16 protein-coding genes and 1 pseudogene are annotated in these 17201 nt (G+C 51.1%); 6 read left to right on the top strand and 11 right to left on the bottom strand.

Features of this window, described 5'->3' with window-relative positions; all coding sequences use genetic code 11:
- Nucleotides 1-35 precede the first annotated feature (35 nt).
- Genes IPF95_02535 through fdhD form a run of 3 tightly spaced genes read left to right on the top strand, consistent with a single transcriptional unit; the run spans nucleotide 36 to nucleotide 2328 of the window.
- Nucleotides 36-599 (top strand): DNA-3-methyladenine glycosylase I, encoded by a 564-nt coding sequence (locus IPF95_02535; GenBank protein MBK6473570.1) that lies wholly within the window; start codon nucleotides 36-38, stop codon nucleotides 597-599.
- A 30-nt stretch (nucleotides 600-629) separates the two neighbouring features.
- Entirely contained in the window at nucleotides 630-1499 is an 870-nt protein-coding gene (locus IPF95_02530; GenBank protein ID MBK6473569.1) for an FkbM family methyltransferase, read from the top strand.
- A gap of 4 nt (nucleotides 1500-1503) precedes the next feature.
- Nucleotides 1504-2328 (top strand): formate dehydrogenase accessory sulfurtransferase FdhD, encoded by an 825-nt coding sequence (fdhD, locus tag IPF95_02525; protein MBK6473568.1) that lies wholly within the window; start codon nucleotides 1504-1506, stop codon nucleotides 2326-2328.
- 3 nt (nucleotides 2329-2331) lie between these two features.
- On the opposite strand, the gene IPF95_02520 is transcribed toward fdhD, so the two are convergent.
- The 5 genes and pseudogenes from IPF95_02520 to IPF95_02500 form a co-directional block, all read right to left on the bottom strand.
- Entirely contained in the window at nucleotides 2332-2763 is a 432-nt protein-coding gene (locus IPF95_02520) for a hypothetical protein (protein ID MBK6473567.1), read from the bottom strand.
- Between the two features lie 153 nt (nucleotides 2764-2916).
- Nucleotides 2917-3630, bottom strand: a complete 714-nt coding sequence (locus tag IPF95_02515; GenBank protein MBK6473566.1) for a DUF2461 domain-containing protein — start codon at nucleotides 3628-3630, stop codon at nucleotides 2917-2919.
- A 155-nt stretch (nucleotides 3631-3785) separates the two neighbouring features.
- Nucleotides 3786-4292: a hypothetical protein gene (locus IPF95_02510; protein MBK6473565.1), complete on the bottom strand. Its 507-nt coding sequence runs from the start codon at nucleotides 4290-4292 to the stop codon at nucleotides 3786-3788.
- A gap of 204 nt (nucleotides 4293-4496) precedes the next feature.
- Complete coding sequence (locus IPF95_02505; protein ID MBK6473564.1) at nucleotides 4497-5381, bottom strand: Mrr restriction system protein; 885 nt, start codon at nucleotides 5379-5381, stop codon at nucleotides 4497-4499.
- Nucleotides 5338-5451: pseudogene (locus IPF95_02500) on the bottom strand (DNA cytosine methyltransferase). Before IPF95_02500 ends, IPF95_02505 begins: the two are co-directional and overlap by 44 nt.
- A gap of 240 nt (nucleotides 5452-5691) precedes the next feature.
- On the opposite strand from IPF95_02500, the gene IPF95_02495 reads away from it, so the two are divergent.
- Nucleotides 5692-6762, top strand: a complete 1071-nt coding sequence (locus IPF95_02495; protein ID MBK6473563.1) for a T9SS type A sorting domain-containing protein — start codon at nucleotides 5692-5694, stop codon at nucleotides 6760-6762.
- Nucleotides 6763-6960: 198 nt separating this feature from the next.
- The gene (locus IPF95_02490) at nucleotides 6961-7566 is read left to right on the top strand and encodes a four helix bundle protein (GenBank protein MBK6473562.1); all 606 of its coding nucleotides are present in this window, start codon (nucleotides 6961-6963) and stop codon (nucleotides 7564-7566) included.
- A 264-nt stretch (nucleotides 7567-7830) separates the two neighbouring features.
- Here the strand turns inward: IPF95_02490 and IPF95_02485 are convergent, their stop codons facing one another.
- The 6 genes from IPF95_02485 to IPF95_02460 all read right to left on the bottom strand — a co-directional run bounded on the left by IPF95_02485 (nucleotide 7831) and on the right by IPF95_02460 (nucleotide 15877).
- The gene (locus tag IPF95_02485; GenBank protein MBK6473561.1) at nucleotides 7831-8481 is read right to left on the bottom strand and encodes a hypothetical protein; all 651 of its coding nucleotides are present in this window, start codon (nucleotides 8479-8481) and stop codon (nucleotides 7831-7833) included.
- 315 nt (nucleotides 8482-8796) lie between these two features.
- Nucleotides 8797-9828: a hypothetical protein gene (locus tag IPF95_02480; GenBank protein ID MBK6473560.1), complete on the bottom strand. Its 1032-nt coding sequence runs from the start codon at nucleotides 9826-9828 to the stop codon at nucleotides 8797-8799.
- 100 nt (nucleotides 9829-9928) lie between these two features.
- Complete coding sequence (gene fdhF, locus IPF95_02475; protein ID MBK6473559.1) at nucleotides 9929-12787, bottom strand: formate dehydrogenase subunit alpha; 2859 nt, start codon at nucleotides 12785-12787, stop codon at nucleotides 9929-9931.
- Between the two features lie 38 nt (nucleotides 12788-12825).
- Nucleotides 12826-13374, bottom strand: a complete 549-nt coding sequence (locus IPF95_02470; GenBank protein MBK6473558.1) for a 5-formyltetrahydrofolate cyclo-ligase — start codon at nucleotides 13372-13374, stop codon at nucleotides 12826-12828.
- A gap of 31 nt (nucleotides 13375-13405) precedes the next feature.
- A complete protein-coding gene (locus IPF95_02465) occupies nucleotides 13406-13951 on the bottom strand; it encodes a hypothetical protein (GenBank protein ID MBK6473557.1) in 546 nt (181 codons plus the stop codon).
- 219 nt (nucleotides 13952-14170) lie between these two features.
- Entirely contained in the window at nucleotides 14171-15877 is a 1707-nt protein-coding gene (locus IPF95_02460) for a formate dehydrogenase (GenBank protein MBK6473556.1), read from the bottom strand.
- A gap of 188 nt (nucleotides 15878-16065) precedes the next feature.
- Here IPF95_02460 and IPF95_02455 point away from each other — a divergent pair, with 188 nt between their 5' ends.
- Complete coding sequence (locus IPF95_02455) at nucleotides 16066-17052, top strand: c-type cytochrome (protein MBK6473555.1); 987 nt, start codon at nucleotides 16066-16068, stop codon at nucleotides 17050-17052.
- The last annotated feature ends 149 nt before the right edge of the window (nucleotides 17053-17201 follow it).

The following is a 17201-nucleotide window of genomic DNA, read 5'->3' as shown; positions in this document are numbered from 1 at the left end:
CGGAACGGTTATGCGAAAGGATATAATTTGGCGCTATGGAACGCGAACGATGCCCTTGGTGTTTGAAGGATGACATCTACAAGGATTATCATGATAGGATCTGGGGCCGCCCGGAACACGATGATGCCAAGCTCTTCGAGAAGCTCTGCTTGGATGGTGCCCAAGCCGGCCTTAGTTGGTATACCATCCTGATCCGTACGGAAAGCTATCGCAAAGCATTCGATGGTTGGGATGCAGAGAAGATCGCATGCTACGATGAGAAGAAGATCATGCAATTGATGAAGGACCCGGGTATCATCCGGAACCGGCTCAAGATCCAAGGGGTCGTTAAGAACGCAAATGCTTATCTACGGATCAAAGAACAAGGTTCGTTCAGCGATCACTTGTGGAACTACGTGGATCACACCCCACAGGTCAATCAATGGACATCAATATCTCAGGTGCCGGCCACGTCGTCGATCAGTGACGCACTGAGCAAGGACCTTAAAAAGGCCGGATTCAGTTTCGTTGGCTCTACCATTGTGTATGCGTTCATGCAAGCTGTGGGCATGGTCGATGATCATCTTGTGACATGCTGGCGCAGAAACGAACGGAAATAGGGAGTTGGTCTATCTGAATACGGAATGTCCATGTTGAAGAAAGCGATCCGGCGAACGTTGAGGCGTATTCTTCCTGTACTAGGAATACGCGGGCGACATACCATCGCGGACCGTATCGGGAAATGGGCAGCTCCGGATCCGCCGATCGAAATGATATCGATCAATGGGGTCGCGATAGAGATCGATCATCGGTTATCGACATGCCGGCATATGTACTATGGCATTTACGAAGAACAATTCTTGAACTTTTTACGTCGCACATTGGTGCCCGGTGATGTGTTCTTCGATCTTGGTGCGAACATCGGTTACATTACGGCTGTTGTCAGCGGTCTCGTGAAAGACACGGGACGCGTAATTTCGTTCGAGCCATCGCGTATTTGCTATGACCAGATCATGCGGAACAATCCGGAATTACCAACGAATGTGCAGTTGAGAAATGCTGCGATAATGCATGAAAGTGGAACATTCCCCTTCATGGATACGCCACGGGTGATCTCAAGTGGCTTTAGTGTATTGTTCCATGAACGTACCGCGGGTACGAACGATAACGTCTATGAAGTAGAGACCACCAGCCTTGATGATGCAGCGGAACAAGCGTGCATCGATCGGATCGCGTGCATGAAGATCGATATTGAAGGGGCTGAACACATCGCGATCCAAGGCGCGAAAAAATTGCTTTCAGCGCAACGGGTTGATCACCTTTTGGTTGAAACAACGAACATCGTGGATCAAAGTCGCGCCGAGAATAAGCACATCGTGGATCTACTTGTAGGTCATGGATATGAACCCTTCTTACCTGATCGCAAAGGCCGTTTGCAACCTTTCGTGATCGACCTGAACTGTATATTCAGGCACGATATCGTATGGCGAAGAAAAAGTCTTGCAGCTACCGGAAATTGATCGCATGAGGACTCCCGTACATACTGTTCAACTGTTGCGCACCGAGGGGAGCAGCGCAATGCCGTCCACTGATCTTGTCGTAGTGGAAGAACCGTTGGAGATCCGTTTGGGCCATGGACCGGAACATGACCGTTCGGAATTCCGGTTAAGCGTTACCATGCGCACACCAGGACATGATGAAGAGCTGGCACTCGGTTTTCTGTTGACCGAAGGGCTGATCGAGAGTGCCATTGAAGTGATCCGAGTGGTGGTGTGCCAGAACGTGAAAGAAGAAGAGAAAGGGAATGTGGTGCGGGTGGAACTGCATCCGGATGTGGATCTGGATCCGAAGAAATGGCAACGTAATTTCTATACCACGAGCAGCTGTGGTGTATGCGGAAAGAGTAGTATCGATAGCGTGTTCACGACTTGCAGGATCCCGATGGTCCCTTTCGAGGAACCTGCTGCGGATCTGATCGTTCAATTGCCGGTCACCATGCGGAAGGCACAGTTCGCATTCAAGCATACAGGTGGCCTTCATGCGGCTGCGCTTTTCAATACCGAAGGTGAGTTGCTTTTGCTTCGCGAGGATGTTGGTCGCCACAATGCCGTGGATAAGATCGCGGGTGCCATGGCACAATTGAAGATCACCGGAGAAAAAAAGATCCTGCTCGTAAGTGGCCGTGCAGGATTCGAGCTTGTTCAGAAATGCGTGATGATGGCAATTCCCGTCATGGTCTCGGTTGGGGCACCCAGTTCGCTTTCCGTTTCACTTGCTGATAAAAGTGGCTTGCGATTGATCGGGTTCCTGCGCGGCGATCGGTACAATACCTATGCGCCGATCGGTTGAAGATCAAGACGGTTGGAACAACCAGGCCTTTACCTGGGACGCATCCGCAGCTTGCCAGAAATAACAGAACTGGTCCTTGCGGGAACGCAATAGCGCATGGATGTTGTCGAACTGATCGGTTGGATAGAACAAAAGGATCCGTTCCGGATCTCCCACTAATTGCGGTTCTGGAACTTTGGTGCCTTGCTCGTAGAAGTGGAAATGGACCCAACGCACACGCGAGGTCTTCGATGCAGGTTCAGCTGAACAAATGAGTTCTGACACTGCCGTGCTCCTATTGACCCTTTTCCGCAATCTCAACAATTTAGCGACCTGCAATTTTCCGGGAACGAACGATGACTTTCTCTTTTTGGAACGCGCAATGGTGTCAAAAAAGAGAGTGGAATACTCCTGGTCCTGCGATAACACATTAGGAGAGTTAATGGTCGATCCCATGGCTTAAAAATAGGATAGTAATGAGCGATTCCAGCAAACTTGTTGAAAATTAATGTGTACTTAACATGGATCTAACAACGGACCCGTGCTGTAGTCGAGCGGCCCACGTTGGTCATATTGTCATTTACCCACTAGTGATATTGCGTAATAGGGTCAGCGCTTCCTTGGACTTCGCAACAAACTAACACCATTCACGTCCGTAGTAAGCACTTCGCTCATATGATCGAAGAAGGGACGGATCGCTCTATAGATCTCATCCATGCGCTCTACAAGATCCTGCGCTAATACCTCTTTGTTGGTCAATGCTCGCCGGAACAGGAATTGCTTCATACGCAACAGATCGATACCGGGATGATCCTGTGCGTAACCCTTCGGTGCGGTCTTCACGCCGTCGCCCAGTATGTCTCCGAACGTATCGCTCAGCTTTTTGGCCTTAAGCAATTTTCGCCATGCATTCAGGTCCTGGTCGATATCGATCCGGATGCGTTTCAGATCGGCAGGTTCCGGTGCGAAAAAACCGCAAGCAATAAATGATGCATCTGGCTTAAGGCGGAAGTAATACCCACCGCGCAGTGCAGGTTTAACGCGACCAATACTGCCGCCGAACCAGGTCTTATACGGTGGCTTGTCCTTGTGGAAACGGGTGTCGTTATAAATGCGGTAAAGGCATTTCTTCCCGTCCTCAGTAGCAATGCTATCGTGAGTGCGTAACCGTTCGATCAACGCATCGGCCACCGTGATCACATTCGTCCGCGCGGTGTCGTATTTGTCTTTGTTTCCTGTGAACCAATCGCGGTCGTTGTTTTTCTCGAGATCACGCAAGAAGTTAAAGGATGCTGGTGCGATGCGGGGGAGTTTATCAGGCATTGTAGCAGGGTTCATATCGGTTACAATTTACAGGATCATGTAATAAGACCCGAATTTGTGTTGGATCTGCTGTGATCAAAAGCGTGTTTTACTACCGATACTGACGTTGATCGCATTCAATCGATCAAGCATTAACTTGCTAATGAGAAATGGTATCAGACGATCAGATCCAGCAGAAGATCCGATATATCCCTTAGCCGTCTTCCTTCGATCATTGTGTTGATCGAGTCTTCATGATCACTCATTACGAGCGACCGGACCGTATCCAAAAGCTCGTACAGAGCGAAGTGGTAAACAAGGTCAATATCCCCTGTGCCCAGCGCGATGGATGCGATACGATCGGGTGTTGGCTCGCCTGTTTTTACGGTAACATGTGGCAGCCGCCCTTTCCTATTCCTCACTAGGTTCAGTCCTTCCGACCTTGCATTCTGTGCACAGTCGCTGCGAAGTGTCCACTTGCAACTGATGCTAGCATGTAAGATCGGTTGCTCACTATTCCAGGAACGTAAACCTGAGTGAAGCGCTTCATAGTTGCTTACCAGAATACCGTTCGCAAAAACAGTGTTAGTCCGTGAGTGAAATCTTCTTGCTGGATTGCTAAGCGGCGAATGGTCAATCAACGGCGTTTCTAATTGAACACTCGTGATAGGACTTGTTACTATGGATCATTGTCAATGCCGTTCTGAGATCAGGGAGTTGAAAGGCTTCTGATTGATTACCATAGATCTCTTTGGTCAACATCTCAGGTGCGTAGTTCCGGAACGCAGAAACTGGTTGGTCGTTCTCTAAAACGGTGATGTCGATTGCAGTCCAGTCGGAATCAATGATTTCGTAATATGTGAAGTGAAGGGTAACCATGGAAGATGTCAAATTGTCTTGAACCATTCAGGTTGAAGCGTGATACTTTCAATGTAATCTACTTTCACCCCAAGCCCTAGGGTCTTTAGTTTCTCGGCAAGCTTATCTCCATTTACAAGATCGATCGCACTTGCGCCATCTCGTACAGCTTCACGGATCGCCTCGCGAGTGAAGTAACCAGTCGTGATGAAAAGACCCTTGTCTGCACGACCTTGCATGGCCCCTCGAAAATTGCGGATCTCCGCTGAACCTACTGACCCTGCGTAGCGTTTGCATTGGAACACCACATGGAAGCTTAGGATGCCGTTGATCTTTGCAATTCCCTTACCATCGATACCGCCATCACCGGTGCGACCGGTCACTTCGACTTGAACAAAGCCGGTTTCACGAAGCATACGCTGCACTAAACGTTCAAAGGCCGATGGGTGCATGGTTTCGCACAGGAGCTTCAGTAGATCTTGTTTCCAATCGTTTTGCTTTTGTAGGTCACTAATGGTGCCTTTAAGTTCTTTCTTGAAGCGCAGGTCCATAATCGCATTTGGATCTGCTGCATTCGCTGTCAAGCTCCAAACTCCTCGCGACGAATTTTCCAAATATCCCATCTGTCCCAGATAGGTGCGTGCCCAGGCCAAGTTGTACTCCAACTCTGTTCGGCCATCTACATTCCCGCGTTTTGTCGTATAAGGTAGGTTGGCCACTTCGTCCGGAACGGCCAATAACTCAATCACCCTTTCTCGTATTTCTTCAATCGATCCGGATCCGCCCAATGCAACGAGTGCATGGATGGTAGCAACCATCAAATCGTGTCTGTGAGCAAGGCGGTCATAGCACGCTTTTAGGACCTTAAAGTAACAGATGGCAATGAGATGGCGAGATCTCCACCAACGCTTCATGCCCAAAGCCAGCACGTTCCAACCCTAATGATTGACCTCCGGCACCTGCACAGATCTCTACACTTGTCATCTTCCTTTACTTGACGGTATAGCCGTCAATTGTATTTCGGCAACTTAATCACAAGCGGACAAAGTTCGGTTATGTTCGCATGAGGAAGTTTTGCACAGGAAGATCAAGAAAAGCGTTCGTGTCGCAGGGTTGTCAATAGATGAGCAGGTGAACACTCAACAGAAGTTCAATAATATTCCGGTGCACCGCGCTCCGGACACCTCGGATCGCCGTAGTTTGGCGCCATAAGATCTATTGAACATGGACACTCGCATCGTACGGACCTTAGTATTGGCGGTATGCGCCTTCGCCTTTGCAACACACGCAAAAGCCGATCGTGTGTACATTATGAACGCCATCGGATATAATTCTGCGGATGCACCACTCATTGCCGCGATCCAGAGTTTAGGCCATACGGTGGATGTATCCATGATGGGTGTCTTCACTTTACCTGCTGGCTTCGTGTCTACATGCATCGACTCGGAGAACGGGTACGACTGGCTCTGTTTTTTTGGTAATGTGGACCGGACGGCACTCGCACCGCAAGTGCAGGAATTCATCGGCGATGGCGGAAAAGTGCTGTTACAATATGAGGTGGATTGTTGTACCAACTCCTCCCTGAGCGCCGCTAACATTGTAAGCGCCGTTACCGGTTTGGCGGTAACGCCGAATAGCGAACTGAACATCGCCTTTTCTGGGGTGTCGGAACTACCGGGCTGGGAAGCGGTTTCGCTGCTGGATTGCATAGACGTTATAGGTAGTGCGTACAAGTGCATGGACGGACTACCAACAGCGAATGCGCTGATGGCGACCGCTACACTTTCGGGAGCAACTCCGGACATTAGTGTTTGCAGCAATTTCGGTTTCCGGTTCCTGCCGGGGGATCTGCCCGGGAACAATGGAGGGCTGATCGGTTTCGGAGACATAAACCTGTACTACAATAGCGCGGGGGAACCGCCGAACAACAGTGGCACGCAACCGGTGAACATGGATGTGGTCGAGTTGATCTTCGCTACCCCGGCCAGCCAATGCGCATTTCTGCCAGCGGGTTGTTTGCAGAACAGTGTGCCCGAAAATGAGGTCGACCTTATCGGCGCGATCTATCCTGTACCGGCCGATGATATGCTCGTGGTGGAGTTCCCACGCGGTGCCACAAAAGAATTCTGGATCTTCAACACCCAGGGCCAATGTGTAAGGCACGAGCGGAGCAATGGGACAGACCGCGTGACCATCGCCATTGGCGACCTACCGCATGGTCTATACCATTTCCGCGCTGCGGCAGCCAACAAACAACAGGATCGGAGTTTCATGGTGGTAAGAGGGGGTGAGTGAGATCAGGGTGCGTATTGCTCAGCCACTTTCGCGATGCTCCCGATGCGGAGCCGCGCACCCCAGCTGAAAGTTGTAATGCTGCTTTGTGAAAGCGTGCACAATGCCTGCAAGGACTTCGCCGGGGAATTGGGCTGTAGCCTCAGCATGGGCGCAGCTTCACGCCGTCCACCGTACAAGATTACTGGCTACCTTGGACCTATGGCAGAGCGCCCGCCCAATAGTAAGGTCTTTGGAAAAAGCGGTGGTTACGAAAAGCTGAAGAGCTACCAAGTAGCCGAATTGGTCTTGGATATTACCGTGCGTTTTGTGAAGCGCTACATCGAACCGGGCAGTCGCACCAATGACCAAATGGTGCAGGCCGCACGCAGCGGCAGCCGCAATATCACAGAGGGATCTGTCTTTAGTGCGACCTCCAAGAAGTTGGAGATGAATCTAACGAATGTCGCAAAGGCCAGCCTTGAAGAATTGAAGAAGGACTACACCGCCTTTCTCCGCCACAACAAGTTGAAGCAATGGGGGAGCAACGATCCCATCCGCCAAGAGTTGGTGGATAAGCGCTTCACGGATGTGGATACTGTGGCACGCTGGGGCCGCGACGTGCACACCCGTTTCCCGGAGCGCAGCACACCGGAGATCGCTGGGAACATCGGATTCATTTTGGCCAACGTGGCCTTTGGGCTAAGCGATCGCCAACTGCAAAGCCTGGGACGCAAATTCGAAGAGAACGGTGGGTTTAGCGAGCGCCTGTACAAGGTGCGCACGGATGTACGCAAGCAACAACCCGGTAAGGACCAAAAGAAGTGAAGTAGGATCGACTCAGTCAGGAGGTCTCACCCCAACTACAATTCACCAACAAGCACCTAACGGGTGGACGGGGCTGACGGGGTACGCACAACGGCGTTTGTGCAGCACGTACCCCGTCACTCCGTCCACCATACAACAATACTGGCTACCGCAATAGCATTGCAAAGCGCCCGCCCAACAGCAAGGTATTTGGGAAGAGCGGTGGTTCCGCCTGCCGACTAGTGTAGGAATGTAATTGAGCAGATCCTCCGAAAAGTGCGTTCCCTAAACGATCCTCATCTTCTTAACCCGTTTCCGTGTGTTACTCCAATGGAGAACTTGGCGCTGTGGGTCCAAATAAAAACTTACACGCCGCTCCGCGTAATGTCCTCTTCCGATCGTATGCGTCGGACCCTCGCTATCGAAAACGAATAGATACCAATGGCCGGGCTTCAGAAGCTGAACCAAGGTCATGGATCGCTGGCATGTTTCAAAGCTGTCCTGATAGCCGAGCCAACGCCAAGTGGTATCATTCGTGAAGTGAAGTTCTCCTTCGAATCGGTGGTATTTCCACGGGTACTTGGCATTGAGCGAATCGAAAAGATGTGGCCGCACGGTCGCATACCATGCGTCCAACTCTTTTCGAGATGAGGATCTGTTTGCGGCGATTCTAATGCTGTCAACATGGTAGTTGATCATGGCCGAGATGATCTGATCTTGGAAAGAATAATAGCGTCCCGAGTCCTGGAAATCTTCCAGCGGGGGTGCGAAGTCCTTCGCGCTTGCGGCAGGCAGTTCCCAAAGCTCAAGGTCCCAGACAGGATCGGTTGGTCTGGTCCGGAGAGTGCTCGTTTGATCATTCACCCGCGATTGGAACATTGCGCAACCACTAATAATAAACGAGATCGCGAATGCTATGATAATGACAACGCGCATTGTTCAAATTTAAACTTTCGCTCCCTTATTAAGTGTGCCTTCTTCGACTTCCTAACCGGATAACTAACCACTTAGTCCTTGGAGTAAAGCGTTTCACGGTCCTGTACATCGCTGGTGATGATGTTGAGCATGATCTCCGGAAAGTGGAAGGTGCTGCTAACGATGTCGACTTCGCCTTCGCATGCGGGTTTTCTACGTAGACTTTGACGCCCCGCATCAATCCAAGGGAGCGGACGAGTTAGTTCATACTTCCATCACACCCTAACGTTTCCATAGTGCACTCGGGAAAGGACCTAATACGCAAGTCAATAGTTTCTAGTTGGTCAGTCCAGCCCTAGACTTTCTTTCCGTTACGTCAACTACTATGGTGAAATTCCCTGAGTCTAACACTGTTCTATCTGGCTGACCTTCCATAGAAATGACTGTGTTTGACATTTGGGGAATCGCTTGAAACCAGTGGGTTTCAATATGGCTTAGTTCGTCATGGCCATAAAGCTTTCCCATTCGAATTCCAGCAAGACTAATCATGTCTTGAAGTAGTAATGCCTGTCGGTACACACCTGTTGAATCACGAATTACTGTCTTGAGAGTAATCAGCATGTCTACATCGAAATATCTATGCCAAACGTCCAAGCGACATTTCAAGTAATCAAACTGCACGCTCCAGAGCTTGAATTTTGTCAAGGTTCCCTCCATGTTGCTAACTGGAATTAGTTTGATTGTACAAGCAACTATCTGGGTGTCATTATTGAGAATAACCCGCTTGAGTTCGATTAATCCTACTATGCTCTTGTCAAAAGGAGTGTGATATTGGCGAAATGCAATATTCGATTCTAACTCACCCTTTAGCGTTGGTAAGTCTAATTCCTTTATGGAGTTGAACTGATCCACAGCACCCGGGTCTTGTGCGTCTAACTCAAAAGCGGACTTGTCGGCGGTTGCTTCAAATTTGATTTTTTCTTCAATTTGTCTTTTCAGTTCATTTATCCTTTCGTCAAGCCTTGAAAGCTTTACAATTGGGCCAGTGTTGTAATAGATCTTTTCACGTGAGGCTTTGAATTGATATTGAGCTTGGTAGGACTTGGAGTCAGATTTAATTACTGCCTTTAATGTCTTACTCAGTGAATCAACCGACGTATTTATTATTGCCGATGCTATTGCCTCAGTCCATGGAGAGGAAACCCCATTCGGTGATCGCTCATAAATAGATACGATGGTTTTTTCCGGATGTACTATGTATGTATTGTTTTTTTTGAGTACTCTATTCAAGCACCAGATTGTAAGGATTAAAACCACCATGCCAATACATAATAGTATGGCGACCTTTGTGGTTAGGAGATTCTCCATATAGTGCGATAGTTCTTTGAAAAAAAATTCGATAGGTTAGTCTGAATGGATTGTGTCAGATAGGTCTATGTTGGTTACTTGGACTCTTCATTTCAATTAATCAAGCCACTACCTCCCCCGCCTTCCGCAAATGCCCCTTCTTCGCTTTCCGTATCCTACAACTCACCACCTTGTATTCCGGGCATAGCGCCTCGGTGTCGTGTACATCGCTGGTGATGATGTTGAGCATGATCTCCGGGAAGTGGAAGGTGCTGCTGAGGATGCCGGGCTTCACTTCGTCGGTGATGCGGGCCTTGATGTCCACCTTACCGCGCGGGCTTTCCACGCAGACCATATCGCCTTCAGCGATGTTGTTCTTGGCGGCATCATCCGGGTGGATCATTAGTACATCCTCGGTAAGGATATCGTTGTTGCGCGTACGGCGCGTCATGGTGCCGCAGTTGTAGTGCTCCAGCTCACGGTTGGTGGTGATGATGTAAGGATATTCCTTGCCGTGTTCGCTCACCTCTTTGCTTTCGATCCAATCCGGAGCGAAGAATTTTCCTAGGCCGCGTTTGAAGCTGGTGCCGTGCAGGATCTGCGTGTCGGTGCCGTCTTCGGCTACAGGCCACTGCTTGCCGTTCTCGCCGAGGTTTTCCCAGCGAATTCCTTTGAAGAACGGCACGATGCGGCTGATCTCCTCCAGCACCCAGCTCGGATGGTAGTCGGGCTCTTTGGCACCCATGCGGTTCATGATGTCCACGATGATCTGGCCATCGGGCTTGGTACCGGAAAGTGGTTCCACAACAGCGTTCACACGTTGCACGCGGCGCTCACCGTTGGTGAAGGTTCCGCTCTTTTCCAGGAAGCTTGCGCCGGGCAGGATCACGTCGGCGTACTGAGCGGTCTCGGTCATGAAGAGCTCTTGAACCACCAGCAGCTCCAAGCTTTCCATGGCCTTGATCACCTTATTGGTGTTCGGGTCCGTCTGCACCACGTCCTCACCGATCAACCACAGCGCCTTCAAACTACCATCGATGGCGGCGTTGAACATCTCGGGGATCTTGTAACCGATGTGGCTGGGCACGGGCACGCCGTAGTGCGCTTCGTATAGTTTGTTGATCTCCATGTCGTCCACCTCGTGGTAGCCTGCGCCTTGGTGCGGCTGGGCACCCATGTCGGCCGCGCCCTGCACGTTGTTCTGTCCGCGCAACGGATTCACACCCACACCGCGCCGACCGATGTTGCCGGTCATCATCGCGAGGTCGGCGATCTGCATTACGGTGAAGGTCCCTTGTGAATGCTCGGTAACACCCAAACCGTGGAAGCTCATGGCAGCGGGACTCGTCGCGTAGGCGATCGCTGCAGCACGCACTTGCTCGCGTGGCACACCTGTAACAGCTTCCATCTTGTCGATGTCCAGTGCCAACAAATGATCGCGGAATTCGGCGTAGCCTTCGGTACGGTTGTCAATGAATTTCTGATCCACCAAACCTTCTTTGATGATGTAGTGCATCATCATGTTCAGTAGCGCCACGTTGGTGCCGGGCTTCAGTTGCAAGTGATGTTGCGCGTACTTGGCCAAGTGGATGCGACGTGGATCGATCACGATCAGCGTCTTGCCCTTCATGGCCTGCTGCTTGATCTTGGCGCCGGTCACAGGGTGTGCATCGGTGGGATTCGCACCGATCACCATCATGGTATCGGTATCGTTGAGGTCGTCGATGCTATTGGTGGCCGCACCCGTTCCGTAGGTGTGTTGCATGCCAAGGGCAGTAGGGCTGTGGCATACACGCGCGCAGCAATCGATGTTGTTGGTGCCGATCACCGCCCGCATGAATTTCTGCATGAGGTAGTTCTCCTCATTCGGACAACGCGCACTGCTGATCCCCGCGATGCTGTCCGGACCGTGGTCGGTCTTCAACTGCGTGAGCTTGTTGGTGATGAAGTCGTACGCTTCGTCCCAAGTCGCTGGCACGAACTTGCCATCCTTCTTCAGGAGCGGCGTGCGGATGCGGTCCGGGTGGTCGTAAAAGCTGAAGGCATAACGGCCCTTCAAGCAGGTATGTCCTTGGTTCGATTCGGCATCGTAGGGCGCAGTGATCGCCACGACCTTCTCGTCCTTCACGCGAACATCCAAGTTACAACCCACGCCGCAGTAAGTACACACGGTGCGCACGATGCGGTCGGCCTCGGTCTCCTTGCTACGGAACACATCAGTGATGGCGCTCGTCGGGCAAGCTTGCGCACAAGCACCGCAACTCACACAATCACTGTCGTTGAAACTCTCTCCGGTGCCCTTCGCGATCCAACTACCAAAGCCGCGACCGGCCATGGTCAGCACCATTTCACCTTGCACTTCATCGCAGGCGCGCACACAACGGTAACAGTTGATGCAGCTGTCGAGGTTGCTCACCATGTAGGGGTGCGTAGTGTCACTCACGAACGCACGGTCGGGACCGGCGGCATCCAGAGGTAGTGCTCCTTTCGGGTAACGAACGCTATCGATATCAAAGCCAATGTTCTGTACCACGTTGTACAATTCATTTGCACCGTGGTTTTCTGTCTTCAGTTGCTCGGTCGGGTAGTTCGTGAGCACCAATTCCACGATGTTCTTGCGCAGCCGTTTCATGCGCTCGCTGTGCGTGGTGATGTACTGGCCGTTGGCGACCGGCGTGTGGCAACTGGCCATCACTTTCGTTGGGCCGTCCCCCGCCAATGCCACTTCCACGCTACACACACGGCAACTACCAAAAGGCTCCAAATTAGGTGCATCGCAGAGCGTAGGAACGGGATCCGGACCCATGTTGCGGCGCAATAGATCGAGGATGGTCTCCCCTTCAATGATCGGCGTTTCCTTTCCGTTGATGTAGGCCACCTTGGTATCAGTCTTCGTGGCGTTCGAAGATGCAGGCGCTGTGCTGGTCTTGGCAGTGGGTGCTGTAGGCGAGTTAGCCTTTGAAGTGGGTGTCGAGTTCATGGGTAAGTACGAAGATAATGAACGGTGAAGGCTTCCACCTAGGCCGCCCCAGTGACCACCCGTTGCACAGCCCGATCATGCGCTTCTACAGGCAGGCTATCTACCACTTGAAATGGGAAGCAGACCGCCACTGTCATGGCCTTCGAGTGTTGTGGCAGGAAGGTGTCGTAGTAGCCAGCACCGTAGCCAAGTCGATCACCCTTTGCAGTGAACGCGAGGCCGGGAACAAGGATCATGTCGAAGGTGCCGGTGTATGGTTCATCGCCTGCCGGATGGCGTGTGCCGAAGACGCCTGGTACTAGATGTTGCTGGCCGGTGTAGCTGTAGTTTTCCAATACGCGACCTTTCAAGGTCTTCGGGGCGTAGACTTCGATGCCATTCTTCACAGCACGATCCAACAGCGGGAAGAGTTCCACTTCCGAACCCATCGGCAGAAAGCTATGCAACACTTTCACGTTGCGTTCTTTCATCAACGTTTCGAGCTCGGTGATGATGCGCTCGCTCAGTGCTGCGCGCTCGGCAGGGTTACTGGCATCGCGCTGGGCGATCATGCGTTGGCGGATGGCTTTCTTTTCCGATGCTATCATTATGTATCAAGTACCGCAGATCACAGAGCGTTCAAGGATCGTAATTCAATACATCACTATGGAAATAAACGAAACGATTGTCGACCTCTCCGATACCCTCCACGAACCAACGGTCTGTTGGCTGGATGTGCCATGCTTTGCGCGAGGTACTACCGATGGACCATTGCTCCATGGAATCAATGGTATAGATCGTACTCGAATAATAGTTCCAACTACTTCTGGGCACAGTATCACCCAACTCCAAACTGTAATCGTACACGATCATTTCATATGGAAGAACACCATAAGGAGCAATCGTCTGGTAACCTACACTATAAACCCGTTTGGCCAGCGTGTCTTGGCGGAAGAATCCACTGACTGATGTCGACCATGTTACGCTGCCTCCGCTGGTACTGGGGTTGTTACCGTTGGTCAATTCCCAATATGCTCGCCTACGCCTTACTTCTGAACGTTGATAGACTTTTGGAGTTGAAGGTCCAACTGTTCCAGAAAAGTCGGTGACAGTGTATGTATTGATAGTGGTATCGCCACCAATGGTTCGCCAAGTTGAGTCAAGCGTGTAGGTATCTGGCCACATTGGAGAAGGCGATACGGCATAAGACGCAGTGTAAGTATGCCATTCCGCCGTATGATGGTATAAATGTGCAGGCCAATCAGAATCTGATTGCAAAACAGTTGGCTCTATGTGTTCCAAGTCCTTCTTGCAAGATGAACCTGCAAGTATTGCAAGAATTGCTATGCACCAAAACGATCCTTTGATCAATTTTGAGCCAAGACAATTGAATGCAGCTGACATCTATGGTCGGCTTTGGGGTTCTGAGACCTTGAAATACGCCTTCAACTCATCATCAAAATACTGCAGCGCATTCTTAATACCAAGCGGCAATCCACCACCCAGGGCGCATAGACTTCCGATCTCCATGGTCTCCAATAGGTCGTTGAAGAGTGCGCGGTTGATGGTGTTTCCGTTCGCTTGCGCTTGATGCAATAACTCCTCTCCGCGTTTGCTACCGATACGACAAGGGAAACATTTTCCGCAGCTTTCCACTGCCGTGAATTGGAAGAGGTGCTCGAGGTATTCCACCATCGGGAAATCCTCTGGAATGCTCAACACGCTGGCATGACCGAGTAGGAAACCTTCCTTCTGGAAGCTTTCGAAGTCGATACCGAGTGCATCGATCTTACTCAGGGGAACGATGCCGCCAAGTGGCCCGCCGATGTGCAGTGCTTTCACTTTCTTTTTAAAGCCTTGGCCGAGTTCGTCGATCACTTTCCGCAAAGGTGTGCCACACTCCACTTCGTACAAACCGGGTCTATTGAACGCGCTATCGAGGCTCACTAATTTACTGCCGTTACTTTTCTCGGTACCGATCTTTGTGAAGGCTGCACCTCCGTTCTGGATCACCCAAGGAACACATGCTAGCGTCTCCACATTGTTCACCAATGTTGGTCGGTTGAAGAGCCCTTGTTGTGCAGGGTAGGGTGGACGTGTACGCACTTCGCCACGCTTGCCTTCGATGCTGTTCAGTAGGGCGGTTTCTTCGCCACACACATATGCGCCAGCGGCCATGATCACCTTGAAACGGTAGTTGAAACCACTGCCTTTAATGTCTTTTCCGATCCAGCCTTTCGCTTCGATATCCTTCACGGCTTGCTTTACGATCGCAACGGCTTCGGGGTACTCGGCACGGATGTACAAAACACCCGTATCGGCACCGGCGCAGTAACCTGCGATCATCATTCCGAGCAGCACTAAATGAGGGCGTTGTTCCAATAAATAGCGATCGCTGAAAGCTGCCGGATCACCTTCATCCGCATTACACACAATGTACTTTCGGGGCGTGCCGTTCCCGGTTCTATCCTCTGCATCGCGACATGCTTGTAGCTTGAATCCCATCGGGAAACCTGCACCACCACGACCGCGGATCGTAGCGACGGTGATCTCGTTTAGAATATCCTTCGGATCGGCTTTCAACACACGTTCCCACAATACGTAGAACGCATCAAGCGCGGGCATCGGGGCCGTGAGTATCGGCTGTTCCATGGAAGTGTCCACGTGGTGTTTTCCGCTTTGCGGAGACGAAGTGCCCTTCACTAAAGCATCGATGTGTTCGATCGCATCGCCACTGTAATTCCGTCCGCCGACGTTGAACGCGCTGTTCTCGTGGCAGCGTCCGAGGCAACACATGTGCCCGATCTCCTCAGCTTTGAAATGACGCTTCAGTTCACGACTTACGCGATCCTGTGTTCCGGCCACCAAGCATGTACTGCCGTTGCACACGTATGCTTTGATGTCCTTGTTGTCGCGCTTCAGGAAATCATAGAATGAACTGGTGCCGTAAGTAACGGCTTCACCCACCAGGAAATCCTGTGCGACCTCCGTTAACATTTGACCGGATGGCGAACCATGGCCGGAATTAGCAACTTGTTGCAGCCGTTCCCATAAGGAGTCGTCCAACTCCTTTCCGTCCCGGCCGCTGAGTGATGTAATGTTCTTGGACATGCGGTTCCGAAGATACTAAGCGGGATCGGCTTTCGCGATAAGAGTCATAAGGGTCGACTATTCAACAGGGTGAAGTTCAGTTGTTTTCGGTTTTGCATTCGGATCGAAAACACATTATATTTACGTTTGGATCACAGACCGGTTCTCGTAGTTATTGTGATCATCACGTTCAAAAAAAAACCTCTCCCATGAAAACTGTTATCAAGGTCCTCGTGATCCTGGTTCTCGCGATCGTGTTGATCGCGCTCCTTGGTGTCACCTACATCACCCAAGCACTTCCAGGCATCGACGCACCATCTGACCTGAAGGTGGAAGTAACGCCCGAACGAGTAGAACGTGGCGCTTATCTGGCGAATAGTGTGTGCGTTTGTATGGACTGTCACAGTCAGCGTGATTGGAACGCGTTCGCGGCACCACCCATACTTGGTACCGCAGGCGCAGGTGGCGATAAGTTCGATCGCACGATGCAGTTCCCCGGCGAGTTCTACGCGAAGAACATCACGCCATTCACCATGAAGAATTGGAGCGATGGCGAGATATACCGTGCGATCACCAGCGGTGTGAGCAAGGATGGGCACCCCTTCTTTCCGGTGATGCCGTATATGAATTACAACAAGTTGGCAACCGAGGATGTGTATAGCATCATCGCCTACTTGCGTTCCCTCGATCCGATCGAGACGAAACCCTATCCTGAAAGTGTGATCGATCTCCCCGTGAATTTGATCATGCGCACTGTACCAGAACCTCCCCATCCAATGGCGCGGCCCGCAATGACCGATCCGAATTATGGGGAGTACGTCACGAATGCGGCTGCATGCATTGAGTGCCACACGCACACCGAAAAAGGCAAGAAGATCGGAGAGCCGCTCGCGGGTGGCTTTGAGTTCCAATTCCCGAATGGCAGTATTGTACGTTCGGCGAATATCACCCCAAGTGAAGATGGTGGTATCGGTAAATGGTCGAAAGAGCAATTCATCCAACGCTTCAAACTTTATCAGGATAGTGCATACGTTGTTCCGGCTGTCAACTGGGAGCGCGGAGACATGCAAACACCCATGCCGTGGATGATGTATGCCTCCATGACAACGGAGGACCTTGGCGCGATCTACGATTACTTGCGAACGATCAAGCCGGTCGCCAGTGTGATCGAGAAGTGGACACCGCCGGGATCGTAGTTATACCATTTGGAAATAGAGATTCGTCCGAAGATGCGAACCTGACTGCCGAAGGCACGTGTTAATTTATGACCAGGCGATTCAAAAAATAGTTGCATAGCCATAGCTACGGAACTATTTTTTGAAGAAGCATGGGCGGAAAAGAGCGA

The organism is Flavobacteriales bacterium, from assembly GCA_016704485.1.
Classification (GTDB): domain Bacteria; phylum Bacteroidota; class Bacteroidia; order Flavobacteriales_F; family PHOS-HE28; genus PHOS-HE28.
The sequence above is the reverse complement of the archived record's forward strand: the minus strand, read 5'-3'. Positions and strand labels throughout refer to the sequence as shown.

What these genes read in the sequence shown, in the direction of transcription:
- IPF95_02515 (MBK6473566.1), bottom strand. Translation starts at nt 3,630, where the DNA reads ATGCCTGATAAACTCCCCCGCATCGCACCAGCATCCTTTAACTTCTTG.
- IPF95_02455 (MBK6473555.1), top strand. Translation starts at nt 16,066, where the DNA reads ATGAAAACTGTTATCAAGGTCCTCGTGATCCTGGTTCTCGCGATCGTG.
- fdhF (MBK6473559.1), bottom strand. Translation starts at nt 12,787, where the DNA reads ATGAACTCGACACCCACTTCAAAGGCTAACTCGCCTACAGCACCCACT.
- IPF95_02535 (MBK6473570.1), top strand. Translation starts at nt 36, where the DNA reads ATGGAACGCGAACGATGCCCTTGGTGTTTGAAGGATGACATCTACAAG.
- IPF95_02480 (MBK6473560.1), bottom strand. Translation starts at nt 9,828, where the DNA reads ATGGAGAATCTCCTAACCACAAAGGTCGCCATACTATTATGTATTGGC.
- IPF95_02520 (MBK6473567.1), bottom strand. Translation starts at nt 2,763, where the DNA reads ATGGGATCGACCATTAACTCTCCTAATGTGTTATCGCAGGACCAGGAG.
- IPF95_02505 (MBK6473564.1), bottom strand. Translation starts at nt 5,381, where the DNA reads ATGAAGCGTTGGTGGAGATCTCGCCATCTCATTGCCATCTGTTACTTT.
- IPF95_02530 (MBK6473569.1), top strand. Translation starts at nt 630, where the DNA reads ATGTTGAAGAAAGCGATCCGGCGAACGTTGAGGCGTATTCTTCCTGTA.
- fdhD (MBK6473568.1), top strand. Translation starts at nt 1,504, where the DNA reads ATGAGGACTCCCGTACATACTGTTCAACTGTTGCGCACCGAGGGGAGC.
- IPF95_02460 (MBK6473556.1), bottom strand. Translation starts at nt 15,877, where the DNA reads ATGTCCAAGAACATTACATCACTCAGCGGCCGGGACGGAAAGGAGTTG.
- IPF95_02470 (MBK6473558.1), bottom strand. Translation starts at nt 13,374, where the DNA reads ATGATAGCATCGGAAAAGAAAGCCATCCGCCAACGCATGATCGCCCAG.
- IPF95_02490 (MBK6473562.1), top strand. Translation starts at nt 6,961, where the DNA reads ATGGCAGAGCGCCCGCCCAATAGTAAGGTCTTTGGAAAAAGCGGTGGT.
- IPF95_02495 (MBK6473563.1), top strand. Translation starts at nt 5,692, where the DNA reads ATGGACACTCGCATCGTACGGACCTTAGTATTGGCGGTATGCGCCTTC.
- IPF95_02485 (MBK6473561.1), bottom strand. Translation starts at nt 8,481, where the DNA reads ATGCGCGTTGTCATTATCATAGCATTCGCGATCTCGTTTATTATTAGT.
- IPF95_02465 (MBK6473557.1), bottom strand. Translation starts at nt 13,951, where the DNA reads ATGTGGCCAGATACCTACACGCTTGACTCAACTTGGCGAACCATTGGT.